At 60.0% G+C, this 26815-nt stretch carries 30 protein-coding genes and 1 pseudogene; 12 read left to right on the top strand and 19 right to left on the bottom strand.

The window, feature by feature from the left end; all coding sequences use genetic code 11:
• Positions 1–81: 81 nt before the first annotated feature.
• Positions 82–738: pseudogene (locus tag EYC79_RS20315) on the bottom strand (outer membrane protein).
• A 464-nt stretch (positions 739–1202) separates the two neighbouring features.
• On the opposite strand from EYC79_RS20315, the gene EYC79_RS20310 reads away from it, so the two are divergent.
• Positions 1203–1592, top strand: coding sequence for a hypothetical protein (locus EYC79_RS20310; protein WP_062598830.1), 390 nt, complete (start codon positions 1203–1205; stop codon positions 1590–1592).
• A gap of 69 nt (positions 1593–1661) precedes the next feature.
• Here the strand turns inward: EYC79_RS20310 and EYC79_RS20305 are convergent, their stop codons facing one another.
• The 8 genes from EYC79_RS20305 to EYC79_RS20270 form a co-directional block, all read right to left on the bottom strand.
• The gene (locus EYC79_RS20305) at positions 1662–1865 is read right to left on the bottom strand and encodes a CsbD family protein (RefSeq protein WP_130979321.1); all 204 of its coding nucleotides are present in this window, start codon (positions 1863–1865) and stop codon (positions 1662–1664) included.
• Positions 1866–1947: 82 nt separating this feature from the next.
• The gene (locus tag EYC79_RS23635; protein WP_205654440.1) at positions 1948–2220 is read right to left on the bottom strand and encodes a hypothetical protein; all 273 of its coding nucleotides are present in this window, start codon (positions 2218–2220) and stop codon (positions 1948–1950) included.
• Positions 2221–2418: 198 nt separating this feature from the next.
• The gene (gene dps / locus EYC79_RS20295) at positions 2419–2934 is read right to left on the bottom strand and encodes a DNA starvation/stationary phase protection protein Dps (protein ID WP_280956501.1); all 516 of its coding nucleotides are present in this window, start codon (positions 2932–2934) and stop codon (positions 2419–2421) included.
• 201 nt (positions 2935–3135) lie between these two features.
• Positions 3136–3396: a hypothetical protein gene (locus EYC79_RS20290; protein WP_062425157.1), complete on the bottom strand. Its 261-nt coding sequence runs from the start codon at positions 3394–3396 to the stop codon at positions 3136–3138.
• 129 nt (positions 3397–3525) lie between these two features.
• Positions 3526–5043, bottom strand: a complete 1518-nt coding sequence (locus tag EYC79_RS20285) for a tripartite tricarboxylate transporter permease (protein ID WP_062425156.1) — start codon at positions 5041–5043, stop codon at positions 3526–3528.
• A 91-nt stretch (positions 5044–5134) separates the two neighbouring features.
• Positions 5135–5629 carry a tripartite tricarboxylate transporter TctB family protein gene (locus EYC79_RS20280; protein WP_062439864.1) on the bottom strand — a complete coding sequence of 165 codons (495 nt, stop codon included), beginning with the start codon at positions 5627–5629 and terminating at the stop codon, positions 5135–5137.
• Entirely contained in the window at positions 5626–6570 is a 945-nt protein-coding gene (locus tag EYC79_RS20275) for a Bug family tripartite tricarboxylate transporter substrate binding protein (protein WP_111848846.1), read from the bottom strand. The genes EYC79_RS20280 and EYC79_RS20275 overlap by 4 nt, the downstream gene beginning before the upstream one ends.
• Before the next feature lie 320 nt (positions 6571–6890).
• Positions 6891–7958 carry an ABC transporter substrate-binding protein gene (locus EYC79_RS20270; RefSeq protein ID WP_245495323.1) on the bottom strand — a complete coding sequence of 356 codons (1068 nt, stop codon included), beginning with the start codon at positions 7956–7958 and terminating at the stop codon, positions 6891–6893.
• A 124-nt stretch (positions 7959–8082) separates the two neighbouring features.
• Here EYC79_RS20270 and EYC79_RS20265 point away from each other — a divergent pair, with 124 nt between their 5' ends.
• The gene (locus tag EYC79_RS20265) at positions 8083–8763 is read left to right on the top strand and encodes a response regulator (RefSeq protein WP_062439870.1); all 681 of its coding nucleotides are present in this window, start codon (positions 8083–8085) and stop codon (positions 8761–8763) included.
• A complete protein-coding gene (locus EYC79_RS20260; protein ID WP_130979318.1) occupies positions 8760–10133 on the top strand; it encodes a sensor histidine kinase in 1374 nt (457 codons plus the stop codon). Before EYC79_RS20265 ends, EYC79_RS20260 begins: the two co-directional genes overlap by 4 nt.
• A 55-nt stretch (positions 10134–10188) precedes the next feature.
• Here the strand turns inward: EYC79_RS20260 and EYC79_RS20255 are convergent, their stop codons facing one another.
• From EYC79_RS20255 to hmuQ, 4 genes are all read right to left on the bottom strand, one after another.
• Positions 10189–10551, bottom strand: a complete 363-nt coding sequence (locus EYC79_RS20255; protein ID WP_113305969.1) for a hypothetical protein — start codon at positions 10549–10551, stop codon at positions 10189–10191.
• A 203-nt stretch (positions 10552–10754) separates the two neighbouring features.
• Positions 10755–11639 (bottom strand): formyltetrahydrofolate deformylase, encoded by an 885-nt coding sequence (purU, locus tag EYC79_RS20250; protein ID WP_112520849.1) that lies wholly within the window; start codon positions 11637–11639, stop codon positions 10755–10757.
• Positions 11640–11856: 217 nt separating this feature from the next.
• Positions 11857–12396 carry a heme utilization cystosolic carrier protein HutX gene (gene hutX / locus EYC79_RS20245; protein ID WP_418123437.1) on the bottom strand — a complete coding sequence of 180 codons (540 nt, stop codon included), beginning with the start codon at positions 12394–12396 and terminating at the stop codon, positions 11857–11859.
• On the bottom strand, positions 12393–12740 hold the full coding sequence (gene hmuQ / locus EYC79_RS20240; RefSeq protein ID WP_130979316.1) for a heme-degrading protein HmuQ: 348 nt from the start codon (positions 12738–12740) through the stop codon (positions 12393–12395). The genes hutX and hmuQ overlap by 4 nt, the downstream gene beginning before the upstream one ends.
• Positions 12741–12924: 184 nt before the next feature.
• On the opposite strand from hmuQ, the gene EYC79_RS20235 reads away from it, so the two are divergent.
• Genes EYC79_RS20235 through EYC79_RS20225 form a run of 3 tightly spaced genes read left to right on the top strand, consistent with a single transcriptional unit; the run spans position 12925 to position 15676 of the window.
• Positions 12925–13812, top strand: coding sequence for a heme/hemin ABC transporter substrate-binding protein (locus EYC79_RS20235; RefSeq protein WP_130979314.1), 888 nt, complete (start codon positions 12925–12927; stop codon positions 13810–13812).
• Positions 13813–13823: 11 nt separating this feature from the next.
• Positions 13824–14897 carry a FecCD family ABC transporter permease gene (locus EYC79_RS20230; protein ID WP_376782323.1) on the top strand — a complete coding sequence of 358 codons (1074 nt, stop codon included), beginning with the start codon at positions 13824–13826 and terminating at the stop codon, positions 14895–14897.
• A complete protein-coding gene (locus EYC79_RS20225; protein WP_130979312.1) occupies positions 14894–15676 on the top strand; it encodes a heme ABC transporter ATP-binding protein in 783 nt (260 codons plus the stop codon). Before EYC79_RS20230 ends, EYC79_RS20225 begins: the two co-directional genes overlap by 4 nt.
• Before the next feature lie 9 nt (positions 15677–15685).
• Here EYC79_RS20225 and EYC79_RS20220 read toward each other — a convergent pair whose 3' ends face one another.
• Positions 15686–16051 carry a YbaN family protein gene (locus EYC79_RS20220; RefSeq protein ID WP_130979388.1) on the bottom strand — a complete coding sequence of 122 codons (366 nt, stop codon included), beginning with the start codon at positions 16049–16051 and terminating at the stop codon, positions 15686–15688.
• Between the two features lie 256 nt (positions 16052–16307).
• Between EYC79_RS20220 and EYC79_RS20215 the strand changes: the two genes are divergently transcribed.
• Both EYC79_RS20215 and ung read left to right on the top strand, forming a co-directional pair.
• A complete protein-coding gene (locus EYC79_RS20215; protein WP_062425142.1) occupies positions 16308–16703 on the top strand; it encodes a VOC family protein in 396 nt (131 codons plus the stop codon).
• A 24-nt stretch (positions 16704–16727) separates the two neighbouring features.
• Positions 16728–17420 carry a uracil-DNA glycosylase gene (gene ung / locus EYC79_RS20210; RefSeq protein WP_130979311.1) on the top strand — a complete coding sequence of 231 codons (693 nt, stop codon included), beginning with the start codon at positions 16728–16730 and terminating at the stop codon, positions 17418–17420.
• 100 nt (positions 17421–17520) lie between these two features.
• Here the strand turns inward: ung and EYC79_RS20205 are convergent, their stop codons facing one another.
• The gene (locus EYC79_RS20205) at positions 17521–17940 is read right to left on the bottom strand and encodes a hypothetical protein (RefSeq protein ID WP_130979309.1); all 420 of its coding nucleotides are present in this window, start codon (positions 17938–17940) and stop codon (positions 17521–17523) included.
• A 314-nt stretch (positions 17941–18254) separates the two neighbouring features.
• Between EYC79_RS20205 and EYC79_RS20200 the strand changes: the two genes are divergently transcribed.
• Together EYC79_RS20200 and EYC79_RS20195 are read left to right on the top strand one after the other, a co-directional pair.
• On the top strand, positions 18255–19199 hold the full coding sequence (locus EYC79_RS20200; protein WP_130979308.1) for a VOC family protein: 945 nt from the start codon (positions 18255–18257) through the stop codon (positions 19197–19199).
• A 60-nt stretch (positions 19200–19259) separates the two neighbouring features.
• Positions 19260–19871, top strand: a complete 612-nt coding sequence (locus EYC79_RS20195) for an alpha/beta hydrolase (RefSeq protein ID WP_130979306.1) — start codon at positions 19260–19262, stop codon at positions 19869–19871.
• Between the two features lie 53 nt (positions 19872–19924).
• Here the strand turns inward: EYC79_RS20195 and EYC79_RS20190 are convergent, their stop codons facing one another.
• From EYC79_RS20190 to EYC79_RS20180, 3 genes are all read right to left on the bottom strand, one after another.
• Entirely contained in the window at positions 19925–20506 is a 582-nt protein-coding gene (locus EYC79_RS20190; protein WP_062598816.1) for a transglycosylase SLT domain-containing protein, read from the bottom strand.
• A gap of 103 nt (positions 20507–20609) precedes the next feature.
• The gene (locus EYC79_RS20185) at positions 20610–21464 is read right to left on the bottom strand and encodes a TrmH family RNA methyltransferase (RefSeq protein WP_130979305.1); all 855 of its coding nucleotides are present in this window, start codon (positions 21462–21464) and stop codon (positions 20610–20612) included.
• Entirely contained in the window at positions 21454–21840 is a 387-nt protein-coding gene (locus EYC79_RS20180; protein ID WP_111850334.1) for a hypothetical protein, read from the bottom strand. Before EYC79_RS20180 ends, EYC79_RS20185 begins: the two co-directional genes overlap by 11 nt.
• A 40-nt stretch (positions 21841–21880) precedes the next feature.
• On the opposite strand from EYC79_RS20180, the gene EYC79_RS20175 reads away from it, so the two are divergent.
• Positions 21881–22903, top strand: a complete 1023-nt coding sequence (locus EYC79_RS20175; RefSeq protein ID WP_062425134.1) for an RluA family pseudouridine synthase — start codon at positions 21881–21883, stop codon at positions 22901–22903.
• 262 nt (positions 22904–23165) lie between these two features.
• Complete coding sequence (gene rpoH / locus EYC79_RS20170; protein ID WP_062425133.1) at positions 23166–24068, top strand: RNA polymerase sigma factor RpoH; 903 nt, start codon at positions 23166–23168, stop codon at positions 24066–24068.
• A 301-nt stretch (positions 24069–24369) separates the two neighbouring features.
• Here the strand turns inward: rpoH and EYC79_RS20165 are convergent, their stop codons facing one another.
• A complete protein-coding gene (locus EYC79_RS20165; RefSeq protein ID WP_130979303.1) occupies positions 24370–26778 on the bottom strand; it encodes a nucleoporin FG repeat-containing protein in 2409 nt (802 codons plus the stop codon).
• Positions 26779–26815: the final 37 nt, after the last annotated feature.

The raw sequence follows: 26815 nt of genomic DNA, 5'->3' as shown, positions 1-26815 counted from the left end.
CTACCTGTGGGGTAGGATCGCACCAGACAAAAAGCCCGGCGCAGTGGCCGGGCTTTCTCAGATCAACGTGTACTTCTAACCTTAGAACTTCACGCCAAGACCGACGCGGATCGCGTGTTGGTCGACGTCGGAGTTGAGCGTTGCGCCGCCACCGAGGTCGAAGTCCTTGTCGCCGAAGTCGGTGTAGCGGTATTCGATGCGGCCGAACATCATGTCGGTGAAGGCGTAGTCGACGCCCACGCCAACGGTGTAGCCGTTGAAGGTTTCCTTTTCGCTGGCGCCTGGGACTTCAGCGAAGCCACGGGCATAGGCCCAGCCGGCGGTACCATAGACCAGTGCGCGGTCGAAGGCGTAGCCGACGCGGCCGCGGACGGAGCCCTGCCAATCGAGACCGTAGTCAACCGTGGCGATCCCGCCGAGGTCTGCCGTGTCATCGGCCCAGTTCTTTTCGAAGTCCGCTTCAAGGCCGACGACCCAGTTGTTGCCGAGTTCGTGGTTGTAGCCGACGAAGCCGCCGAGAAGGCCGCCGTCAACGTCAGCAGAGCCGGTTGCGCCGAGGAGCGAAACGTCCTGGTTGGCCCAGTTATAGCCGCCCTGAATACCGATGTTGAAGCCGGTCCAGCTGAAGGCAGGGGCAACGTCGGCGACGGGTGCAGCCGGGGTTTAGTAAACGGCGTCCGCTGCCATGGCGGTGGAGGCTGCGAGAAGGAATGCCAGTGTGGCGATCGTCTTTTTCATGGTCTTTACTCCCTTATATGAGAGAGTACTAAAACGCATTTTGGTTGAAAAATCTGTAGATTTTTATGCAACAGTTAGCGATCGATAAGCCAAAAAATCCCTTTGAAGTTGCGTTGCGGTTTGCGCGCGCAAAGGAGTTCAAGCTGTTCGTTGTCGTGGCAGCAGGGAATAGGCGTTGTCAGTATGCCCGGCCTTGCGCCGTGCCTTGTATATTCCAAGATCAAATAGGCCCTAATACTTGTAAATGCATACAAATCTTGGGAAGATTTGCTGCGTCCAGCTTCTTTCTGCGCACAAATTTCGTTGATAGTGTTGTTTTTATGAAATCGACACTTCACCCGGCGCGCATATAAATGTTAGGGTCTCCTTAAGTTCCCCGTACCGGCAATAGCGCCACGGATGTGCGCAAGCGGTCTGCGCCTCCTGAATGATTGACGGGGGGCGATCAGGATTTGGAGTGGGACATGGATTGCCTGTTGGGCAGGGACCCAAGTGAAGTTGGGTATCATACGTGGGACATCATCGAGAACCGATTGTCGCTCGATCGCGTCTGCGCAGCGATGTGTGGCGTACCAGAGGCGGAAGGGGCAGAGGGGATTCCGATCGAGGCCTTTTTGATGAAGATCGACCTTGCCAATAGGGAGCGGGTGGCGAAGGCCATCCATGACAGTCTTCTCTACGGCAATTTCTACCAGGAAGAATATCCGGTTGAATATGAGCCTGGTCTGTTTCGTCTCGTGCGGGTGGGCGGTCGGTTGATCTACGACCGGGACGGCGTGCCTCTCAGGGGGATCGGCTGGATGGTGGATGTCAGCCCCGAAAAGATACTGGGCGAGGGCATCACCCGCCAGTAGCGCAATCCAAACGTGAAAACGGGCCGCGTGTTACGCAGCCCGTTCTCGGATAAATTTGCTAGTGTGCGGTTACCAGCCCTGGCGGCCGTACCAGCTGTCGACGTCGCTCTTGACGCGATCCTTTTCAACGCCATAGCGCTCCTGGATCTTACCCTCCAGCTGGTCGCGCTTGCCTGCGATCTGGTCCAGATCATCGTCAGTGAGTTTGCCCCACTGCTCCTTGATCTTGCCCTTGACCTGCCTCCAGTTACCTTCGACGCGGTTCCAGTCCATGGTGGTGTCTCCTCTATTGCATTCTGGAGATATAACGGGCGCATGAAGCTGTGGTTCCAATAAATGAATGATTGATAATTCGTTAAAATCTGATTCGACATCCGATTCGATCAGGTGTAAAAATTAAGTGTTCATGGAAATTAACATCGTTTGTCAGCATGTTGCGGGAGGATGAGCCTTGTCGTACGCGGCATTTCAACGAGTCGGCGGACAGTTGTCGCCCCAGCAGGTCACGGATCTGCAGACTATATTTGACGGTGTTTGTTTCGAATGCTTGGAGGATCGCAGCAGTCAGGTGGCGAATGAATGTGCCGCCGTGCTGATCAGAAGCGCCCAGCGCGGCATTCTTGATCACGACATGCTTCGGGACATCGGCCGCGCAGTCTTGCGGCGGCACTAAAGCGCGTCGCGATCTTTCAGATTCGCTCCTTCGCTTTAGGCCTTGTTTTGTCGCATGTCGTTATCGCAAAACCGCTGAACACTTTTGCGCGACATGCTTTAGTCCGCACTATCTTGGTGAAAGCGCCCGGTCTTGGCCGGGCGCTTTGTCGTGTCAGGCTTTTTCCTGCACGTGGGCTTCAAGGAACCACAGCGACTTGTCGAGATCGCGCGAGGCGGCAGTGAAGATATCCGCCGTGCTGGCGTCGCCTGCCTCATCCGCCTCATCGATCGACTTGCGCACCAGATTGGCGACATCGCCATAGCGCTCGATCAGCTCATCCAGATGATCATGGATCTTGTAGATATCGGTCGGGTAAGCCTTGAGCTTAGTGGTGGACGAGACCGCCTGAAGGCTGCCGAGTGCGGTGCCGCCGAGCTGGACGGCGCGTTCTGCGATAATGTCGGTGTGGTTGTCGATCAGCTTGCGGAAGCTGTCGAGAAGCTCGTGCACGGCAATGAACTGCGAACCCTTGAGGTTCCAGTGTGCCTGCTTGGTAAGGAGTGCCAGATCGATCATCGAAGCCAGCGCTTCGTTCAAAAGCCCGATCACCGTGGATTTGGTGTTGGAGGGCAGGTCGTTTCTGGTCTTGTGGGCTTTCATTTTCTTCTCCTGGACGGTCGCGGCGATGCGCCGCTTGTGCTGTTCAGGAGAGGAACGGGCAGCGGCTTGTGATGTTCCGTTGCCGTCAAAGGGACGAGGGAAAATTTGCGCGGCGCTTAAAGCGTGTCGCGATTTTCAGATCCGCTCCATACGCTTTAAGTCCTTGTTTTGTCGCATGTCGCGCAAAACCGCTGCACACTTTTGCGTGGACCATGCTTTAGCGCGCGGTCAGTTTTCCGGATAGTCGCTGATGATCTCGCGGCGCAGAAGGGTCAGCGAACGGTCCGGCTCGATCCGATAGGTTTCCAGCGCAAGGCGTCCGTCGCCGGTGCGGAAGCTATGGCTGAAGGTGGAGCCTGCCGGCGACTTCACCAATCTCTCTCGCGGCTGGCCGCCATAGGTAATGCTGCCAGGAATGGGTTCGACGGTGGACCCGGCTGTGGAGCAGGAGGCAAGCGCCAGAACGAGGAGAAGGCCGAGTTTACGCATGGTGGCTCCCGTTGAATGTAGGTGAAGTATGAGAGTGTAACTCAGGCTCTTCGCGTCTGTTCCAAAGGAAAGAGCCCCGCATCGTGCAAGATACGGGGCTCTTTGTCTTGGGAGGTGTTCTGGTTACGATCAGTCTTCGTTGGCCGCAAGCTGCGTCAGAACCTGGCCGCGTCCGCGAATACGCATGATCAGCGGAACGATGAAGGCTGCTGCGGCGACGAGGAAGAGGCCGACGGCGATGGGCGAGGTGAAGAGGACGCTCGGGTCACCCTGGCCGATGGCAAGTGCACGGCGCAGCTGTTGTTCGGCAAGCGGGCCGAGGATGAGGCCAACGACAGCCGGCGCGATCGGATAGCCGAAGATGCGCATGATATAGCCGAGGATACCGAAGGCGAGCAGCATGCCGAGTTCGAAGACCGATGGATTGGCGCCGATGGTGCCGAGCGTCGCAAACAGCAGAATGCCGGCATAAAGCCATGGCTTCGGAATGGTCAGCAGCTTCACCCACAGGCCGATCAGCGGCAGGTTGAGAACCAGCAGCATGAGGTTGGCGATGAAGAGGCTGGCGATCAGGCCCCAGACGAGCTGCGGATTGGTGGCAAACAGCAGCGGGCCGGGCTGCAGGCCATATTGCTGGAAGCCCGCGAGCATGATGGCGGCGGTTGCCGTGGTGGGCAGGCCGAGCGTCAGGAGCGGAACGAGCGTGCCGGCTGCCGATGCGTTGTTGGCCGCTTCCGGACCGGCAACGCCTTCGATGGCGCCTTCACCGAATTCTTCCGGATATTTGCTCAGCTTCTTCTCCGTCGCATAGGAGAGGAAGGTACCGATTTCCGCACCGCCCGCAGGCATCGCACCGATGGGGAAGCCGATCAAGGTGCCGCGCAGCCATGGCTTCCAGGAGCGTGCCCAGTCCTGCGCGCTCATCCAGATGGAGCCCTTGACGGCTTCGATCTTGTCCTGGCCGGTCTGGCCCTGAGCAACGATGAAGAGCGTCTCGCCAATGGCGAACATGGCAACGGCAAGCGTCGTGACTTCGACACCATCGAGAAGGTCCGGAACGCCGAAGCTCATACGCGTCTGCCCGGTCAGCTGGTCGATGCCGATAATGGCAAGCGTGAAGCCGATGAAGAGCGAGGTGAGGCCGCGCAGAGCCGAATCGCCGAATGCCGACGAGACGGTGACGAAGGCAAGAACCATCAGTGCGAAATATTCGCGCGGGCCGAAGACCAGCGCCAGCTTGACGATATAGGGCGCGACGAAGGCAAGCGCTATTGTTGCGATCAATCCGGCAACGAAGGAGCCGATGGCGGCGGTGGCAAGAGCCGGCCCGCCACGACCCTTGCGGGCCATCTTGTTGCCTTCGAGTGCGGTCACGATCGAGGCGCTTTCGCCCGGCGTGTTCAGAAGGATCGAGGTGGTCGAGCCGCCATACATGCCGCCGTAATAGATGCCGGCAAACATGATGAGCGAGCCCGCAGGGTCGAGCCTGTAGGTGACGGGCAGGAGAAGCGCCACGGTAAGAGCCGGGCCAATGCCGGGCAGAACGCCGACGGCCGTGCCGAGTGTCACGCCGATCAGCGCGTAGAGCAGGTTCATGGGTTGGGCTGCAACCTCAAGACCGTGCAAAAGGAATTCGAATGTGCTCATGGACAGATGTTCCCCTGTCGGGCGAGGCTGCCGCGGAATTCGCGTCCCACTGCGGTCAAACCTCTGATCTTTGTTGTTTTATAATTTGCGGTCAGATGAAGAGCTGCTCGATCGGGCCAGCGGGTAGAGACAGCTGCAGCAGGCGCGCGAAGATGAACCACACGACGAAGCTGATCGCGATGCCGAGTGGGATCGAATAGTGGAGCTTCTTCTTGCCGAAAGCGCGCGCGGTGAAGGCAAACAGCAGGCCGGTGGCAATGGAAAAGCCCGCAACCTTCAACAGCAACATCTGTGCGGCAAGGCCTGCAACAACCCAGACCACGGGTCCGACTTCCTGATGGTCGCGCTCGGGGAAATCCCCACGCCAGGCTTCGATCGCCGTCCAGATTGCCAGACCCACAAGACAGAAGCCGATGGCGTAAGGTACCGTTGCCGGACCAACAGGCGAGTAGCCGGTGACGCTGGCCAGACGGCCTGAATCCCAGAAGATGACGGCGGCAATGGCGACCAGCGCCACCGCGATGAGGAGCGCCGCCCAATCAGGGCGGCGTTTTTGTGATTGTGAGGGGTTGATACCCTGGCTCATTTTACAAGTCCGATGTCTTTGAGAATGGTTTCGGTCGCGGCCGTATCCTTGGCAAGCTCCGCCTTGAAGGCTTCACCGGCGAGATAGGTATCCGTCCAGCCCTTGGTCTTCAGCGTTTCCTGCCACTTGGCGGATTTGACCAGCTTCTCGATATCGGCGTTCACAGCCTTCTCCTGATCCGCCGTCAGGCCGGGAGGAGCGGCAACCATGCGCCAGTTCTGCACGACCACATCGAGGCCGCTTTCCTTCAGCGTCGGTGCGTCGACGCCTGGAAGCTTCTCTGCGCTGGTGACGGCGAGAAGGCGAAGCGTTCCGGCCTTCACCTGGCTTTCGAATTCGCCATAGCCGGAAATGCCGGCGGTGACCTGGGCGCCGAGGATGGAGGCGAGTGCTTCGCCGCCGCCGGAATAGGCGATGTAGTTGATCTTGGTCGGATCGACGCCGGCAGCCTTGGCAATCAGGCCCGCCGTGATGTGGTCGGTGCCGCCAGCCGAACCGCCGCCCCAGGACACGCTGCCCGGATCCTTCTTCAGCTGCGCGACCAGATCGTTGATGTTCTGGATTGGCGACGAGGCAGGAACGACGATCGCTTCAAATTCGCCGGTCAGGCGGGCAATCGGGGTGACGTCGTTCAGCGTGACGGGCGCCTTGTTGGTGAGGATGGCACCCACCATGACGTAACCGCCGACGATCAGCGCGTTGGCGTTGCCCTTCTGCTGGCTTGCGAACTGGGCAAGACCGATGGTGCCGCCAGCGCCTGGAACGTTTTGAACCTGCACGCTCTTGGAAATGCCCTCTTCCTGCAGAACCGTCTGCAGCGAGCGGGCCGTCTGGTCCCAGCCGCCGCCCGGATTGGCAGGCGCGATGATGGTGTAATCAGCGGCTGCTGCGGGAAGAGCGATGGCGCCAGCCAGAAGCGAGGCGAGGAAAAAATGCTTCAAAGTGAATCCTCCTTGAATGCCGTTTCGGCATTGTTGCGATCATTGACAACGGAAGGAGCACGCACATTTACCGACCTGGCGCGAAGACGCTGCCTGTTGAACGGTATGATGCGATGAGACTTGCCTCCCGCTTCCCCGGCCGCCTCCACGGCATGAAGAAGAATTGCAGAGCACCATACAAAGCTGTCATTTAACTGACGCGGGATGAAGGTTGCGCTGTTTACGGGCTGTTAATTTTTACGAGAGGGTGTTTTGTTTCAGTCGCATCACCCCGGGCATCCCTCATTCCTGTCACAAGGACAGGAATGAGAAGCGGGGTATTACTGCGACCGTAAGGCCTCGTTCCAGCGCTCGATGATGCGGGCGCGCTTGACCTGGTCGAGATAGACCATCAGGCCGGGGCTGACGGGAACAGGGCGCAGTTGCGCACCGTGGATGGCCTGCATGGTGTTGGCGGTGTTTTCGCCGGCCACTTCCGGACTGACGGCCGGGATCTGCAGTTGCCGTGCCATGATCGTCTGGCCCTCTTTCGACATGAAGAACTGCAGATAGCGGCGGCCGAGTTCTGGATTGGCTGCGGCCTGCGGCACGAGGCCGATGCGCGACATGACGACGGTATAATCGCTTGGCAGCATGATGCCGACATCCGGGTGGCGGGCGGCCCAATCGGCAGCGTATGAACCGAGGATGTTGTAACCCAGCACGAAGCGGCCATCGGAGATGCGCTCGAGAATGGCGGAGCTGGTGGAATAGACCTTCACGCCCGCCGCACCCATGGCCTTGATGACGTTCCAGATATCGCCGAACTGCTCCTGGTCGCGCGACATGAAGAGAAAGCCGACGCCGGAGCGCTCGATGTCATAGGTGGCGATGCGGCCGTGGATATCCTTGGCGTGGCGCTGAAGATAATCGACGAACTCGGCGCGGCTTGTCGGTGGCTTCTCGTTGACGAAGCTCGGCTTGTGATAGACGAAGACGGCGGGTTCGAAGGTCAGCGCGTAAGCGGTGTTGCGCCAGTTGGCCCAGGCGGGCCAGAGCGCGCTGCCGGGCAGGTCGGAGCGCTGGGCGTAGCCGTCATTGCTGAGCTTGACCTGCAGGTCCATGGCGGAGGAAAAGGCAAAGTCGGCGGTCTTCTTGCCGCTATCGGTCTCTGCCACGATGCGGTCATAGATCTCGCCGGTCAGCATGTCCTCATAGGAGACGGCCACATCCGGGTTGGCGCGCTGAAAGCCTTCGATCATCGGGGTTGCGAGCGGCTCATCGAGCGAGGAATAGACCACAAGCGTCTGCGCATCCTTCTTCCCCGAAAGCGCGGGAAAGAGCATCGGCTGCGCTTGCGAGGCGGCAGTGCCGAGAAGGACAAGACAAAGGGCAAGGGCAATACGCATGGGCGCAATCATGCCGCAGGGCGCTGTTCTTCACAAGCGGGGTTCATGAGCAGTCGCTTCGAGATGGGCATTCACAAGCGCGAGCGACTTCGCTAACGTCCGGGGGGAAAGAGGGATTTGACGTTTGCGCATTCTGCTGGTGGAGGACAATCAGGTTCTGTCGGAGGGACTGTCTGCGCTGTTGCGTGGCAGTGGCTATGCCGTGGACGTGGTGTCCGATGGCAATTCGGCCGATGCGGCAATTGCCGCTGAAAATTTCGACCTTGTCATTCTCGATCTCAACCTGCCGGAAAAGGATGGTATCGATGTGCTGCGCTCCATGCGCGCGCGCCAGGACAAGGCTGCCGTGTTGATCCTGACGGCGCGCGGCACGCCTGAGGAGAAGGTGAGGGGGCTCGATCTCGGCGCCGACGATTACATGATCAAGCCCTTCGACATTGCCGAGTTCGAGGCGCGGGTGCGGGTGCTTTTGCGTCGTAACGCCGGCCTGCGCTCCTCTCTCGTCAGCTTCGGCAATGTCTCCTTCGATCTCACCTCGCGCACCTTTTCCGCCGGTGGTCATCCGATCGATCTTCCGGCGCGCGAAGTGGCGCTGCTCGAGGTCCTCTTCATGCGCGCAGGCAAGGTGGTGGCGAAGGAGGCGATCGTCCAGTCGCTGACAGGCTTTGACGACGAGCTTTCCGGCAATGCCATCGAGCAATATGTCAGCCGGTTGCGCAAGCGCCTGGCACCGCACGGGCTGACGGTAAAGACGGCGCGCGGCATTGGCTATTATCTCGAAAGGCTGGCCGAGGCCGCCGAATGAGAAAGGTCGCCTATTCGCTTCGGCGCAGGCTTCTCGGCTGGCTCTTGGTGTCTACCGCGATCATCGGCTGCGTGGCACTGGCCGACACCTATCGCGAAGCGATCAACACCGCCAATATCGTCTCGGACCGCGTACTCTCCGGTTCGGCGCTTGCTATTGCCGAGCGCGTCGTCGTGGCGGAGAACGGCACGCTGGAAGTCGATATTCCCTATGTCGCGCTGGAGATGCTGACGTCAGCTGCACAGGATCGCGTGTTTTACCGGGTGGACGGGCCGAACGGCCAGTTTCTCACGGGCTACCAGAACCTTCCTTCGGTGAATGGCCTGCAAGGCGATAGCCCGCGCTACATGGACGGCGTGTTTCGTGGCGAGCCGATCCGGATTGCAGGCCTGCGCCGCTTTGCCTCCACCGGGATCAACTCCGTGCCCTTTACGGTCACGGTGGCGGAAACCACCATTGCCCGCAGCCGGCTTGCCCGCGCCATCATCCTGCGCTCGGCGCTGCGACTGCTGCTGATGATCCTCGGTGCCGCAGCGATTGTCTGGGTGGCAGTGACTATATCGCTTCGGCCTCTCTATCGCTTGAGCGAGGCGATCGACGAGCGCAGCCCGGACGATCTGCATCCGATCCGTCAATCCGTACCGGTCGAGGTCGAGAACCTGGTGGAAACGGTCAACTCCTTCATGGTCCGGCTGCAATCGGCACTCGATGCTTTGCGCCATTTCACCGGCAATGCCAGCCACCAGTTGCGCACGCCGCTTGCCATCATCCGCACCCAGTTGGCGCTGGCCGCGCGTGCCCAGACGCTGGAAGAGGCCAAGGCAGCAGCCAAGAAAGGCGATGCTTCCGTTGCGCATGCCGAGCACATTCTGGCGCAGCTTCTGCGCATGGCCAATATCGATGCCGCGGGCTCCGGCGAGAAGCAGAGCCTCATCGCTGTCGATCTCGTTTCACTTGCCCAATCGGTGACGGCGGATTTCGTGCCGAGTGCGGCAGATGCCGATATCGACCTCGGTTTCGAGGAGGTGGAGCCTGCGACCGTCGAGGCTGAACCGCTGCTGCTTCGCGAACTTCTGGGCAACCTCATCAGCAATGCGATTGCCTATGCGGGGCGCGGCAGTGAGATCACCGTGCGGGTGCGCAAGATCGATGGCAGGGCCTGTCTGGAAGTGGAGGACAACGGCATCGGCATCCCAGCCGAGAAGCGCGCTATCGTCCGCCAGCGCTTTGCGCGCGGCGAGGGGAATGTGGCGCCCGGCGCTGGGCTGGGGCTGGCGATCGTCGAGGAGATCGCGACGCTCTTCAAGGCGGAACTTGTGCTCGAAGATGGCGCGGGTGGACAGGGGCTGAAAGCGTCGATCCGGTTCTGATCGACAAGCGTGAGGCGGCAGGGCAGCGCATCGCCACCCTGCCACATACAAAGGCTTAATCGTTCATCTTGTCGATGAGCTGCATCATGATATCGGCGCAAGCTTTCATCGGTTCATCGTCGGCGCATTTGACGTCGATCTTGGTCTCGCCGCTCTCGATGCGGAAATGCGCACCCTTGGAAGGTGGCGGCGGCGGAGGCATATGACCGCGCGGGCCGTCCGGACCTGGACCATCTGGGCCGGGGCCGCGCTCCATGGGGCCGCGAGGGCCTGGTGGCGGTGGTGGCGGCGGAGCGTCGGGCTTTGCCATTCCGTCAGCCGGTGCTGCCGGCGGAGGCGGCGGTGGTGGTGGCTGCTGGGCAAAGGCGGTTCCGGCCGCAAGGAAGAGCGCGGCGCCAGCGATAATCAACTTTTTCATGGGGAAGCCTCTTGGTTGGACTGCGCAGGAGAAACGGCACGGAGCGCCGTCAGTTGCTTATGGTCCAAAATTATTTTTGGCTTCCGTGGTACTTGAAGCGTGTCGCGATTTTTCAGATTCGCTCCCACGCTTTAAGTCCTTATTCTGTCGCATGTCGTTATCGCAAAACCGCTGCACACTTTTGCGCGACATGCTTTAGCCAATCAGCCCATCCGCTCCGACGCGTAGGAACCCGGGCTTGGCGGGAAGACCACGGTTCGGTTGCCGTTGATGAAGGTGCGGTGGTGGATATGCGCATGGATGGCACGGGCCAGAACCTGGCTTTCGACATCGCGGCCAAGCGAGACGTAATCATCTGCCGACTGGGCGTGGGTGATGCGCACCGTGTCCTGCTCGATGATCGGACCTTCGTCGAGATCGGCGGTGACGTAATGGGCGGTGGCGCCAATCAGCTTCACGCCACGCTCATAGGCCTGCTTGTAGGGGTTGGCGCCCTTGAAGCTTGGCAGGAAGGAGTGGTGGATGTTGATGATCTTGCCGGACATCTTGCGGCACATGTCATCGGACAGAACCTGCATGTAGCGTGCCAGGACCACGAGCTCCGTGCCGGTGCTTTCGATCAGGTCGTTCAGCTGCGCTTCGGCCTTCGGCTTGTTTTCCTTCGTCACCTTGATGTGGTGGAAGGGAATGTCGTGGTTGACGACAACCTTCTGGTAATCGAAGTGGTTGGAAACGACGCCGACGATATCGATCGGCAGCGCGCCGATCTTCCAGCGATAGAGCAGATCGTTGAGACAATGACCGAAACGCGAGACCATCAGCAGCGTCTTGGTGCGTTCGCCATCGCTGAAGATCTCGGCTTCCATCTTGAAGCGCTCGGCAACCGGCTTGAAGCCTTCCTTGATGTCTGAAAGCGACACGCCCTCTTCCGAAATGAAGGAGACGCGCATGAAGAACTTGCCGGTTTCGAGGTCGTCAAATTGCGAAGAGTCGACGATGTTGCAACCCTTGTCCGCGAGATAACCCGAGATGGCCGCGACGATGCCGCGTGTGGATTTGCAAGCTACGGTCAATACATAGGTCGTCATCTGGTCTTACCCCTCGCGATCTTTATGGTGCCTAATAGCGCAAGCGTGCGTGGGCGCAAGTCCTCCATCGCGCCGCTTTTGCGCTTCAGATCAATGTGTTGAATTCATAAGCCAGAGGAGGCGCGTGGAACATGCCGGGAGCGACATCGGCTGTTCAAAGCAGGAGTGGCGTCGGGCCGCCGCGATGGGATCTTCGGCAGCCCCGGATTCACGGCCGTCAGTGGTGAAAACTGTTCCGCAGGGTCTCGAAGCGGGCGACCTGGTGGGGCAGCAATTCCTTCTCCTTGTCGCGGCGCACGAAGATCTTGAACATGGCGCTGCCCGCCGCGTTCATGAACCAGACCGAGAGCGACCGGCGTCCATGAAAGGTCCGGTCGACGAAGGCGATGGAGGCGCAGGCCTCTTTCTTGATATGGCCGCCAATCGGGCTATCGCCGTGGATGTTGAACCAGCCATGGCCCTCGCTGCCCTCTGGCAGGGTGCCTGCCACTTCGAAGACGATATCCGGCGTCTGGACGATCATCAGGATTTCGCCCCAGCTTCGCAGCTCGTCCCAGATGGCGTTGAAGCTCTCGGCAGGCGCCTGGACAGCAGCACCGGGTGGCAGGATCGCCAGAATTTCGGCAGGTGTCACCTCAGCCTTGCCGGCAATGGCTTCCACCACTCCATCGGGCTTTTCGGCGAGCGCGGCTTGAGCACGGGCGCGCCGTTCGTTTGCCTCGCTCGAAGCGTTCAGCGTTGCGGCGGTCATCGTCATGCGGCGACCGAACGGGTTTCGCCGTTGGCGTCTTCATGGATGATGACATCGAAGCCTTCGAAATGCGGGCCGGAGAGATATTCGACCTTGCCGCGATTGTTGCCGGCATTGGCATGGGCAGCGCGGAACTGCTCGGAGCGCGTCCATGCGGTGAAATCGTCCTTGGTGGCCCAGACGGTGTGCGATGCGTAGAGCGTATGGTCGTCGGCCTTCGGGCCTTTCAGCATATGAAACTCCAGATAGCCGGGCATTTCGGCCAAATGGCGCCTGCGCTCGCGCCAGATGGTCTTGAAGGCCTCTTCATAGCCCGGGACGACGCGAAAGCGGTTCATTGCGATAAACATTGGGGTCTCCATTAAGTGGTGTATGCCACTCAGGATATTGAGCGCCTTGGCAAATGAAAAGAGGAAAATAGAAAAGATAACGCTCATACTCCACTTTATCGGATTGTGCGCATTTTAAAGATGTGTAAATAACTCAACTTATAGGCGGCACGCCTGCCGCACCGTTCGATAGCAGGGTTATGACATGCCGGTTTTCACGCGTTCCGCTCTCTTTGGTGTTGTTTTGCCAGCGCTTGTCGCGTTGGTGCCGTTGCAAGCCGTAGCCTCGGACAAGGGCAATCCTGAGGCGAAGCGGATCGTTGCCGTCGGTGGCACGATCACGGAAATCCTTTATGCACTGGGTGCGGGCGAGCGCGTGATCGCGCGCGATTCCACCAGCACCTATCCTGCCGAGGCCGTGCAAAAGCCGGATGTCGGCTACATGCGGGCGCTCTCCTCGGAAGGCGTTCTGGCGCAGAAGCCGGACCTCATCCTTTCCGAAGACGGTGCCGGACCGCCGGATGTGATCGGCATCCTGAAAGCCAGTGAAGTGCCGATGGTGACGATCGATACGCCGCCAGATGCAAAGGCCATCGCCAAGAAAATTGAGGATGTCGGGGCCGCTGTCGGCCTGGAAGGCGAGGCGACGGCACTGGCCGACAAGGTCGATGCCGAACTCGCTTCGCTTTCCAAGGATGTTGCTGCCGTCGGGACAAACAAGAAGCGCGTCCTCTTCGTTCTTTCGATGGCCGGTGGTCGCATCATGGCGGCGGGCAAGGATACCGAAGCTGCGGCGATCATCGAGCTTGCGGGTGGCGTCAATGCCGCGCCTGAGATCACCGGCTACAAGCCGCTGACGGACGAAGCGGTGATTGCCGCAGCCCCTGATGTCATTCTCACCATGCAGCGGGGCAATCATGCGGCGAAGCCCGAAGAGGTCTTTGCGCTGCCCGCCTTCCAGTCCACACCCGCTGCTGCGGCAAAAGCCCTGATCAGCATGGACGGGCTTTACCTGATCGGCTTTGGCCCGCGCACGCCCGCCGCCGGCCGTGAGCTTGCGTCGAAACTCTATCCGGAGATCGTCAAGCCGTGAGTGCGATTGCGATGAATGCGGCTGCGGGAAGGGTGCCAGGAGATCGCTCCCGCAAGGGCGTCGTGACGCTTGGCGCACTCTGCCTCATCCTGTTTCTCGCCTGTCTCGTGTCGTTGGCAAGCGGCCCGACAGGCGTTGGCTTGCATGAACTCTGGCTTTATTTTACCGGCGGTGCCGAGGGCATGGATGCGCGCGACCGCATCATTCTGGAGGCCGTTCGCCTGCCGCGCACCGGGCTTGGGCTGATGATCGGCGCTGCCCTTGCCGTTTCGGGTGCGATGATGCAGGGGCTGTTTCGCAATCCGCTGGCCGATCCGGGCCTTGTCGGCGTGACCTCCGGGGCCGCCCTTTTTGCCGTTGCAGCGTTGGCGCTGGGCGGCGGGCTTCTTGCGCCGCTATCGCTCTTCCTCGGCGTCCACTTTCTGCCGGTCATGGCCTTTGCCGGCGGGCTGATCAACACATTCCTTCTCTACATCATTGCCACGCGCAATGGCGCCACCTCGACCACGGTGCTGATCCTTGCCGGTATTGCGGTGGCCGCCTTGAGCGGTGCCCTGACGGGCCTGATGATCTTCATGGCCGACGACCGGGCGCTGCGCGACATCACCTTCTGGAGCCTTGGCTCGCTCGGCGGCGCCACCTCCACCAAGGTGCTGGCGACGCTGCCCTTCGTGCTGGCGATCCTTGTCAGCATTCCCTTTGTCTCGAAGGGGCTGGATGCGCTGATCCTTGGCGATGCCGCGGCATTCCACATGGGCATTCCGGTGCAGCGGCTGAAGCGGATCGTTATCGTCGTCGTGGCCGCTGCCTGTGGTGCAAGTGTCGCGGCGGCGGGCTCCATCGGCTTCGTCGGCATTGTCGTGCCGCACCTGCTGCGCCTCGTCATCGGCTCGTCGCATCGCTTCCTGCTGCCGTCCTCGGCGATTGGCGGAGCGGCACTTCTGCTGCTTGCGGACAGTTTTGCCCGAACCGTCGCCGCTCCCGCCGAATTGCCGATCGGGGTGGTCATGGCGCTGATCGGTGCGCCGGTGTTCCTCTTCCTGCTACTTGGCAAGAATGGTCTTGGTTTGAGGAGCACGACATGATTTCGGCGCGCAATGTCACCGTCACGCGCGGAGAGCGGCATTTGATCGATGACGTGTCGATCAGCCTTGCACCTGGGACTTTCAGTGTCATCATCGGCCCCAATGGTGCGGGAAAATCGACCTTGATGAAGGTGTTGTGCGGCGAGATGGCGCCCGATCAGGGTCATGTCGCCTATGGCAATGTCGACCTCTCGGTTTTCTCTCCGGTGCAACTCGCGCGCCGTCGCGCGGTGCTGCCGCAGAGCACGGTGCTTGCCTTTCCCTTCACCGCGCTTGAAATCGTGCGGATGGGTGCGGTGGCGCAAGGGTCGCGCACCCCGGATGAACAGGCACGACGCGCGCTTGCGAAAGTGGGCTTGAACGGCTTCGAGGGCCGGGCCTACAACATGCTGTCCGGCGGAGAGCAACAACGGGTGCAGTTTGCTCGTGCGCTCGCCCAGGTGCCGCTTGCCGTGGAGAACGGCGAGAGCCGTGTGCTGCTTCTCGACGAGCCGACCTCCAGCCTCGATCTCGGTCATCAGATTTCCGTCCTGGAAACGGCCAAGGACTTTGTTGCGGCTGGCGGCACGGTGCTCGCAATCCTGCACGATCTCAATCTTGCGGCGGAGTTTGCCGATCAACTTATCGTCATGCACCGGGGCACCGTCACCGCCTGCGGATCGGCGCTCGAGACCATCAATGACGAAACGATTGCCCAGGTTTATGGCGTGAGCGGCGCGGTGGGGCGTCTGCCGGCCGATCATATCGCCTATGTGCTGCCCCAGGCGCGGCACCGTTAGGCCGCTCGTTCAGTCCTTGGGCGGCGATGGCCGCGTGACGACGAAAGTTCCGGCACCAATCATCACCGCCGCGACGATCAGCGCATGAAGCGCCATCGGAGCCATGATGACGAGGTAAAACAGATAACTCATTGTCATCAAAGAGACTGCGGCGATCTTGGCGCGCCGCGGAATGGCGCCGTGTTCGCGCCAGTTGCGCAGGGATTTGCCGAAGCGTGGGTGGTTCAGCAGCCAGGCTTCCAGTCGCGGCGACGATTTGGAAAAACACCAGAGCGCCAGCAGAAGAAATGGCGTCGTCGGCAACACGGGCAGAAACGCGCCGACCACACCGGTGGCGACCATCACACAGCCGAGACAGAGATAAACAATGCGCATATCTGCCGGTAACACAGGCGTGCCATTCCTGACAAAGAAAAAGCGTGGCAGACCCTCGTTCCGAGCCAAGGGGTTGAACTCTCTGCCTTTCGGCTTTATCTGGCTGCCAAAATGCCGGGGTACAACCGGCCAAGCATAGTCCCTGCAAATATGCGTGAGCGTTTTGGGACAAGGACATGCGACAAAACAAAACTCGAAGCGTGAGGCGCGAATCCGAAAGATCGCGACACGCTTTAACAGGAAGAAGGAAAACACCATGGCCAAGCTGATCCACTCGATGGTCCGGGTGCTGGACGAGACGCGTTCGGTGAATTTCTACAAGCAGGCTTTCAATCTCGATGTTGCCGAGCGCTTCGAATTCGAAACCTTCACGTTGATTTATCTGAGCAACAGCCAGGGCGACTTCGAGCTGGAATTGACGGTCAACAAGGGCCGCGAGGTGCCGTATGCTCTGGGTGACGGCTACGGCCATCTTGCCGTCAGCGTCGAAGATGTGGATGCCGAGCATGCCCGCCTTTCCGAACTCGGCCTTTCGGTTGGCAAGATCATCGAGGCGGACTACAAAGGCATGCCGTTCGCCAAATATTTCTTCATCTGCGATCCGGACGGCTACAAGATCGAAGTGCTGCAGCGCGGCAATCGCTTCAAGTAAGCAGCTTACAGGGGACGGCTCACCATGGCAGAGGCTGGCGTGAAACTCGAAGAGAGCTGGAAACAGGCGCTTTCGGGTGAGTTCGACAGCCAATATATGCAGAAGCTGAAAGGTTTTCTGCTGGCCGAAAAGGAAGCCGGCAAGCAGATCTTTCCCAAGGGGCCGGAGTATTTTCGCGCGCTCGATCTGACCCCGCTCAACGAGGTCAAGGTCGTGATCCTGGGGCAGGACCCGTATCATGGTCCGGGCCAAGCCCATGGTCTTTGCTTTTCCGTGCGCCCCGGCGTGCGCATTCCGCCCTCACTCGTCAATATCTACAAGGAATTGCAGAGCGATCTCGGCGTCCATCCGGTCAAGCACGGCTTTCTGGAAAGCTGGGCCAAGCAGGGCGTTCTGCTTCTCAACAGCGTCCTGACGGTGGAGCAGGCGCGGGCCGCCTCGCATCAGGGGCAAGGCTGGGAGACGTTCACCGACGCCGTCATCCGGGCCGTCAACGAGCAGTGCGATCATGTCGTCTTCCTGCTCTGGGGCGCTTACGCCCAGAAGAAGGCGTCATTCGTCGATCAGCGCAAACATCTTGTGCTGAAATCGGCCCACCCATCGCCGCTTTCCGCCCATAATGGCTTTTTCGGCAACCACCATTTCTCCAAGGCCAATGCCTTCCTCATCTCGCATGGACGAGACCCGATCGACTGGCAGTTGCCGGACGAGGTGTGAGGGCTGTGATCGTCAGGGGGCATGCAAAAACCCGCAGCGCCGAATGAGCAACTGCGGGTTCCAACACGACCGTCCGAGCGGTCTCAGCCTTTAACGTCAATCACTTGACGACGTTGATCTCGGCGACAGAATCTCGCACCACACCGTCCTTGTATGAGTTGCGGATCACAACCTTGTCAGTGCCGGTGAACCCCTTTTTCGAGGTGTAGTAAGCGGCGGCCCCTTGCACGTCTTTTCCCGTGCATTTTGCATAGGTCCCGTGGAACTTTCCATCTAGCTTTTCGTGGACGATGTCGACGGTGCCGTGTTGAGGGGCTTGCAGAACGCGCAGTTCCGGGATGACGCGAGCGCTGCAATCTCCCTTCACCGCCACAGCCCAATCGATTTTGGTGGGCTCGCCGCTGAGGGCGTTCTTTGTATAAGTGGTTTGCTTGATGCCTTCGGCATTCGTGGTGACACAGCTTGCTACTGCAGTGGAAATCAATATTGCGGCAGAAATTTTAAGGAGGATCTTGTTCATGGTGGTTGTCCCAACCGAGGAATTTACACGCGAAATCTAGAAGTGCCGGTAGTACAGTCAAATTAAATTTCGTTTAGAATTGCGCATGTATTTCAGCGACTTGAGATATATTGAGAAAACAACTGTCAGCGAGGAATCTGCGTAATTGCGGATAAGCTGGTGACGACTGGCAGCCGAAAACTGTTCTCAGAAAAAGAACGATCCGTTCTGATTGTTCACTCTATGCGTCAGGGCCGATCTGCACCATCTTCAGCCCATCAAACACGGCACCTGCTTCCAGAATGAAGCCTCCGCCGAAGCACAAGGGTTTTATCATGTTGAACCAGATCAAGGGCCTGCACCACGTCACCTCCATGGCCGCGAGTGCATCGGGCAACAACCGCTTCTTCACCGATACGCTGGGTCTGCGCCGGGTCAAGCAGACCGTCAATTTCGATGCGCCGGATGTCTATCACCTCTATTATGGTGATGAGGTCGGTTCGCCGGGTTCGGTCATGACCTACTTCCCATTTCCGCATATTGCTCGCGGGCGTCCGGGCACCGGCGAAGTCGGCACCACGCTGTTTTCAGTTCCAGAAGGTTCGCTCGGTTATTGGCAGGATCGTCTTTCCAAGGCGAATGTCGAGGGGCTGAAGAGCGATGAAGCCTTTGGCAACAAGCGCCTGCATTTTGCTGGCCCCGATGGCGATGGCTTTGCGCTGGTGGAAGTCAAGGATGACAGCCGGGCGCAGTTCACGGGCAATGGTGTCGGTCAGGATCAGGCGATCCATGGTTTCCAGGGTGCGTCGCTGCGCCTACGCGATGAGGGTGCGACGGCAGAGCTCTTGAAGTTCATGGGCTATCAGGAGATGGACCGCCAAGATGGCGTTGTCCGTCTTGGCATTCCCGGCGGCAATGGTGCCGATGTGATCGATATCGAGACCATGCCGAATATCTCCGGCGCGCGTCTGGGTGCCGGTTCCGTCCATCACATCGCCTTTGCTGTCGAAAACCGCGCCAAGCAGTTGGAGGTTCGCAAAGCGCTTATGGACACTGGCTATCAGGTGACACCGGTCATCGACCGCGACTACTTCTGGGCGATCTATTTCCGTACGCCGGGTGGGGTGCTGTTTGAGATCGCCACGAACGAGCCGGGCTTCGATCGCGATGAAGATACCGCGCATCTGGGTGAAACGCTGCAATTGCCTGAGCAGCACAAGCATCTGCGGCCCTTCCTCGAGCAGCATCTTGAGCCGCTCGATGGCTCGCTAAAGGCTTGAACATCAGGGGAACGAGGCTGGCTCAAACGCCGGCCTCGTCGAGGATTTGAGGAGTACGAGATGAGCACCGACAGTTACATTCATAAGCTGCGCGTCGGCACGCCCGGCCAGCCGGCTTTCTTTGTCTTTCACGGCACTGGTGGCGACGAGAACCAGTTCTTCGATTTCGCCTCACGGCTCTTGCCGAATGCCACAGTGATTTCGCCGCGCGGCGATGTCTCCGAACATGGTGCGGCGCGTTTCTTCCGCCGCAAGGCGGAAGGCGTCTACGATCTTGACGACCTCGACCGGGCGACCCGCCGCATGGCCGATTTCATTACGGCGCACCGCGACGCGCATCAGGCAGGCAAGGTTGTCGGGCTCGGCTTTTCCAATGGCGCGAATATCCTTGCCAATGTCCTGATCGAGTTTCCCGATCTCTTCGATGCGGCAGCCCTGATGCATCCGCTTATTCCGTTCCAGCCGAAAGCGGCGCCTGCGCCGCAAACGCGCCGGGTTCTGATCACGGCTGGAGAGCGCGACCCGATTTGCCCGGTGCCGATGACCAAGGCCTTTGCGGACTATCTGAAAGCCCAAGGCGGAGAGGTCACGGAAGAGTGGCATCCGGGCGGGCATGAGATTCGGTCGAATGAAATCGAAGCGGTGCGGGCGTTTTTGACGCCCTATATGTGAGGCATAAGAGACGCGGCGGCCGAGCCCATTTGCTGCTCAGCCGCGGCTTTTTCTCAATAGCCGCATTGGCGAAGCTGTGCTTCGTAGCGGATCGCCATATTGGCCGAGCGGCGTGCCGCCTTCTGGATGGCCGTATTGTTGCGCCATACACCATTGGCGTAGCCGCCATGGCCGGAGTAATAGGCGAGATAGAGATTGTAGGGGTCATTCAGCGCAATGCCGTTCTGGCGGTTGCTGGTGGAGTGATACCAGCCGACGAAATGGATGGCGTCGGTGAAGTCGGTGCGGCTGGCGCCCCAGCGACCGGTTTCGCGCCGGTATCGATCCCACGTGCCGTCCAGCGCCTGGGCATAGCCGTAAGCGGTGGATTTGCGCTTCCACGGAATGAAGCCGAGAAGCTTGGTGCGCGGCGGGCGGGCATAGGGCTGGAAGCTCGATTCCGTATAGATCGTGGCCATCATCACCGGCACGGGCACGCCGAACTCGCGTTGTGCGGCCTCAGCATCCTTGCGCCAGTTGTTGAACATGCCGTTGCGCTGTTCGAAAATGGCACAGGCATTGGTGATTTGCGACGGGGCTGTCGCACAACCTGCCAGAACGATCAAAAGAAAAAGGGCGACAAAAACGCTACGCATCGCGAAAACCTTTCGTTCTGCGTATTAGTAAATCGTAAATCTTAATGCTCGGTTTTGAGACAGGGTTAATGCAAATGCGATCTGTTAAGGATCGATTAACCGCTCAGATACGTCCGATGGCGGAGGCCATCTGGTAGAGCGCGAGACCGGATGCGGTGCCGGCGTTGAGGCTATCGAGCTGCGGCGATTGGGCGATGCGGGCCGAATGGAAGCGCGAAAGCACGGCAGGCGGAAGGCCCTCTCCTTCGGTACCGATCACGAGCGCCATGCGGGGCGAGGGCGGGATGTGTCGGATCTCCGTTTTGCCCGCTGGCGAGAGGCTCCAGATCTCGAAACCTTCATTTGCCAGTGCTTCCAGCATGGAAAGCGCGTCACTCCCGCGATGATAGGGCACCGACAGGACCGAGCCGACCGAGACGCGCAGCGCCTTGCGGTAGAGCGGATCACAGGAGGTGGCGTCCAGAAACACCGCGTCCGCCATGAAGGCTGCGGCGTTGCGAAACATGGCGCCCATATTGTCGTGGTTGGAAAGGCCGCAGCCTGCGACGACGAGTGCGGTTTCCGGGAGGCTGGCAATCGTCTGCGCTCTTTCGCGGCTTCCCACCCGCACGCCCAGAGCCAATATGCCCCGGTGCAGGTGAAAGCCGACGATGGTGTCCAGCACCTCGGCCTCTGCGACGTAGACCGGCACGTCTGCCGGAAAATCGGAGAGAATATCCAGTACGCCGGCGAGGCGATTTTTCAGGATCAGGATGCATTCGGCGCGGAAATCGCTGCCCGTCTTGTGGGCTGCCGCCAGCATGCGCAGCACCACCGTGCCTTCGACGATGAATTTGCCGTGCCTGCCGGTCAGGTCGCGTTCCTTGATATCGCGAAAGGCAGCGATCCTTGGATCGTCTGCTCTCTCAATCGCAATGGGACGCGCGCCATTCGGCAGGGCAGGCAGATCATTGAGCATCGATGGTGACGTCTGCGACGAAGCGGCGTGTCTGGACATTGAAGACCAGAGCCTTGCGCGTGCCGTTGGCGAGGCGACCATAGAACAGCATGTCGCCATTGGCGAAGGAGACGTTCTCGATGGTAAAGCCCTGCGGCAGGCTGGCCGTTGCCGAGACCGGCTGATCGGACGGTACCTGCATGGACTGGCTCGCCGCCGGTGTGGCGGTTTTCGATGGTCCCATCGCCTTGTAGACAACCGCGCCGAAGACGGCCATAAGGCTGATAAACATCACCAAGCCCGACACGATCTGCAAACGGATCATCTTGCGGCGAACTTTTTCCATGGCCGGGTCTAGCGGCTTGTCGTCCTGTTCGTCTTGCTCGATCTGCGTCATCGGGGTCCTTGGAAGTCTCGGATTGATCGGAAAAATAACAATGAACGACCCCTTTAAACAAGGCGAAGACGCAAGGAAAGTCCTGATTGCTGGCGATGATGCCGAAGGGCGCCTCGATTCCTGGCTGGCAGCCGAAGTTGGGGGCGATCTTTCCCGCAGCCGCCTCAAGGCGCTGATCGAGCAGGGGGCCGTCTTCGTCAATGGTGTGGCTGTCACCGAGCCGAAAAAGAAGATCCGCGTCGGCGACCGCATCGAGATCACCATGCCGGAGCCGGAAGATCCCGAACCCAAGGGTGAGGATATTCCGCTCGAGGTGGAATATGAGGATGATGACCTGATCGTGCTGATCAAGCCCGCCGGTCTCGTGGTGCATCCGGGTGCCGGCAACTGGACCGGAACGCTGGTCAATGCGCTGATCCATCATTGCGGCGATAGTCTCTCCGGCATTGGTGGCGTCAAGCGTCCGGGCATCGTTCACCGGCTGGACAAGGAAACCAGCGGTGTGATGGTGGTCGCCAAGAACGACAATGCCCACCGGCATCTGGCCGCACAATTTGCCGACCACGGCCGCACCGGCCCGCTGGAGCGCGCCTACAAGGCGATCGTCTGGGGCCGCCCGAAGAGCCTGCGCGGTACGATCGACGCGGCCTTGGGACGCAGCACCGACCGAACGAAACGCGCCGTCAAGCGCGAGGATGCCGACGATGCGCGCGAAGCCATCACCCATTATGAGGTGGTGGAGCGCTATCACGAAAAGCCGGATGCAACCTCGCTTGCCTCCATGGTGGAATGCCAGCTGGAGACCGGACGCACCCACCAGATCCGCGTTCACATGGCCCATATCGGCCATCCGCTGATCGGCGATCCCGAATATGGGGCGGCCTTCCGCACCAAGGCGAACCTTCTGCCGGAGCCGGCGAAGATCGTCGTCAACCGCTTCCCGCGCCAGGCGCTGCATGCCTATTTGCTGGTCTTCGAACATCCGCGTACCGGCGAGGTGATGGAGTTCGAAACGGATATGCCGGACGACATGGCGGAACTGGCGGATGCGTTGCGGGCTTAAGCCGTAAGCAACCGCTGAGGGCGCGCGCCACCCTGCCGTTTTTCAGTGATGATTTTTTTGGGAACGATTTCAGCCGAGATCTGTTTTTTCAACGTCCCGTGATGAGGTATTATTGGTTGATATGGGAGTGGCGCGTTTCCTTGAAACGTGACATCCGCATACATATTTAAGACATGGCTTGAAGCGGGGTCGGAAATGAACCGCGATAAGGTTCGCCTTAGGTTTGGGAACCGTGCCTGAAAAAACATAAAGGGGGTGCTTTATGGCCCGCAATAGTTTGCCATCGATTACGGCTGGTGAAGCCGGTCTGAACCGATATCTAGACGAAATTCGCAAGTTCCCGATGTTGGAACCGCAGGAAGAATATATGCTCGGCAAGCGTTATGCCGAGCACGGCGATAGAGATGCCGCCCACAAGCTCGTGACCAGTCACCTTCGCCTCGTTGCCAAGATCGCCATGGGTTACCGTGGTTACGGTCTGCCGATTGGCGAAGTCGTGTCGGAGGGCAATGTCGGCTTGATGCAGGCGGTGAAGAAGTTCGATCCTGATCGCGGCTTCCGTCTTGCGACCTATGCCATGTGGTGGATCAAGGCGTCGATCCAGGAATATATCCTGCGCTCGTGGTCTCTGGTCAAAATGGGCACGACCGCCAACCAGAAGCGCCTCTTCTTCAACCTGCGCCGTCTCAAAGGGCGTCTGCAGGCGATCGATGACGGCGATCTGAAGGCCGAGCACGTCAAGGAAATCGCGACGAAGCTGCAGGTGTCCGAGGAAGAAGTCATCTCGATGAACCGCCGCCTGTCCGGCGACGCCTCGCTGAATGCGCCGATCAAGGCGTCCGAAGGCGAATCCGGCCAGTGGCAGGATTGGCTGGTGGACGACCAGGAAAGCCAGGAAGCGGTGCTGATCGAGCAGGACGAGCTGGAAACCCGCCGCCGCATGCTCTCCAAGGCACTCGGCGTTCTGAACGATCGCGAACGCCGCATCTTCGAGGCACGCCGTCTGGCGGAAGATCCGGTGACGCTGGAAGAGCTGTCCACCGAGTTCGACATCAGCCGCGAGCGCGTTCGCCAGATCGAAGTCCGCGCCTTTGAAAAGGTGCAGGACGCGGTGCAGAAGCAAGCCGAAGAGGCTGCCAAGGCACTCCGGCTCGTGGACGCCTGATACGTTTAAAGCGTGTCGCGATCTTTCAGCTTCGCTCCCTACGCTTTAAGTCCTTGTTTTGTCGCATGTCGTTATCGCAAAACCGCTGCACACTTTTGCGCGACATGCGTTAGAGCGCCGTGCGTCCTATTGGACGCACAAAGGACGCTCTATCTTCTTTGATCTACGCATCGTGCTTTCCGAAAATCGATTTCGATTTTCGGGCGGATGCTGCAGGCATTCGATGAATACACCTTCCAAGCAAAAGCCCCGGTGAAATCTTCACCGGGGCTTTTCGTTTTGGTCGAGTTATCCGAACAGCTTACTGCGCGGGCGTCGGCGATGCCGCCATCCATTCGCGAAGCGCGGTTTCAAATGCGGACTTGCCGTCAGCGCCCTTCTGCAGCGTCAGAAGCGCCCGGCGACCGTTGCGGTAGGACACCGGAATGTCGATCCAGTCACGGGTTCTGAGCAATTCCAGATTGGTCTTGCGTGCGTCAGGAAAGTCGTTCAGCGCGATCATGTGGAAATCGTCGGTGATCTTTGCAGGAACGGCGATGAGTGCGTTGCCGCGGTCCTGTTCAGTGGACTTCATGGCAATGCGCTGGACGCTGTCGATGGCGCCACCTTCGAAGCCCGGCGAGACCGAGAAGACGATCTCGACCAGATGGCTTGCGGGAAGCGACGGATCGGTGTTGCGCTTGAAGGTGATGAGTGCGCTGAGGCCACGGCCGGGGATGGTGATCTGGCCCTGAACCTCAGGCGATGGCTTGCCAGCCTCGTCCTTCTCGTTCTGCAACGTCCAGGAGACCGTCCCTTCGATTGCTGTCGGAACCGTCTGGCCGAGCACTTCCTCGTAAAGGAACATGCGGTCGCCGGTTGCTGCGGCTGCGGGCGTCGCGGCCTGCTGTGCGGCGGGCTGGCTGCCAGAGGCGGCCGGTGCCGCGGCAGCGGTATTCTGGGCCGAAGGCGCTTCGTTCTGCTGATAGACCGATTGGCCTTCTGCGGTCACAGGCTGGCCATTGGCGCCCGGGCCTGGGCCTTCGTCCTTCTCGGTACCATCGGCCAGAAGCCGCTGGGTGAACTTCGTGCCGGTGACGGAGCCATCATCGGCAGGGCGCGTCGCTGCCGGCGTCGCGGTCGAAGCCTGGCCCTGGGCCGGTGTCTGGCCGTTGGCCGCTGGCTGATTGCCAGCCGGTGTTTGGCCATTGGCCGGTGCCGATGCAGTCTGTGAGTTTCCGCCCGATGGTGTCTCGGTCGAGGTGCCCGTCTTGGCCGAATTGACCAGACCGCCGACCATGTCGTTCAGGGCCTCGCGGTTCATCCAAGCGGCATAGCCACCGCCTGCAAGCAGCACGAGGAGGCCAAGGCCAAGAACCATGCCCGCGTAATTGCGCTTCGGCTTTTTCTTCGTCGCATAGGCGGCGGCCGGAATGCCGGCGCCGGTAAAGCCGCTGTCGAAGTTATTGCCGGCCGTCTTGTCGGAGCGATCGTTTGCGCCACCATCATAGCCGATCAGTTCTTCGAGATCGTCCCAGGGCGTGCGTTCCTTGTCGTCCTTCTTGGCGCTTGCCGCAAAAGGATCTTCATCGGCGCGGGGCAGGGAAGGCGAGGACTTCGGCGGCAGATCGAGTGCCGTGTCCTGAAAATACGAAGAGAAATCGTCGACCGGAGCCGCGGCCTTGCCAGCGGCATTGGCTTGCGCCGTTTCAGACTGGTCGAGACGGGCGTCATGCTCGTCGAAGGCGGCATAATGCGTATCGTCGGCGGCGGGACGGTTCTCCGGCTCTACGCTGACATTGCCATAGTAATTGGAATGGCCGTCGAAGCCAGCCGTGTAGGGAAGCGGTGCGTTCTCATGCAGCACGGTTTCAGTGCTGAAGGGTTCTGCCTCACGCGGTTCATCATCCTGACGGATTTCCTCATGACGGTAATCGTCATGGGCAACCTCGTCGTGGCGATAAGCGGCATGAAGCTGATCGTCAGCCACATGGTCGCCGACCGTTGTCTCTTCGCGCTCCCACGGGGCGGGCTCGAGATGGCTGTCCTGGCCGACCCAGTCGCGGTGCGCGTGGTCTTCCTCGGCGACGGGCTCATGACGCGCTTCGACGCCATGGTGCTCGTCCTCATGCTCATGAGAATAGGCCGAGGCCTCGTGCCGATAGGTCTCCGGCTCCTGATGAGGTTCATGTGCCTCATCGAATGCCGGGCGCTCGTAACGCTCGGCTTCTTCTGCCGTCTCCTCGGCACGATAGGCCGGCTCTTCGGCAGGCTCAGCCTGATAGGCGGGCTCGCGCTCTTCGTGCCGTTCCACATCTTGGTGGGCAGCATAGGTTTCGTGCTGCTCAGGCTCGGCCTGCTGATCAGGATGGGCGGGCTCCGCCTCTTCCCGATAGTCATCGGCGTGGCGCTGTTGCTGCGCGACGCTTTCTTCATAATAGGGCGACGACACGTCTTCGGTCGCAGGCGCCGCGTAAGCGGCGGCCGCGCCATCGTCTTCGTCCTCCACTGCGGGAAGTGCTTCGGAATACTCGCCCTCGACCTCGGCAATCGCCGTGTCGAGCTTCATGATCTGCCGCTGGAGCATTTCTTCCGGCGGGCGCGGCTTCATGTTTTCAAGCTGGCGCACGACGGCGATACGTGCCTTGTCGTACACCTTGGCCCGGTTTTCGGGAGTATTGTTCGCCAAGCCATCCACGGCCTTGCGAATGACTGCTACAAAATCCGCCATCAGCACTTTCTCGTCGGGACCGGCAACACGCTGACCC

The organism is Agrobacterium cavarae (assembly GCF_004310285.1).
In the GTDB taxonomy this organism is placed as follows: domain Bacteria; phylum Pseudomonadota; class Alphaproteobacteria; order Rhizobiales; family Rhizobiaceae; genus Agrobacterium; species Agrobacterium cavarae.
Note: the sequence above shows the minus strand (reverse complement) of the source record. Positions and strands in the feature narration are given on the sequence as shown.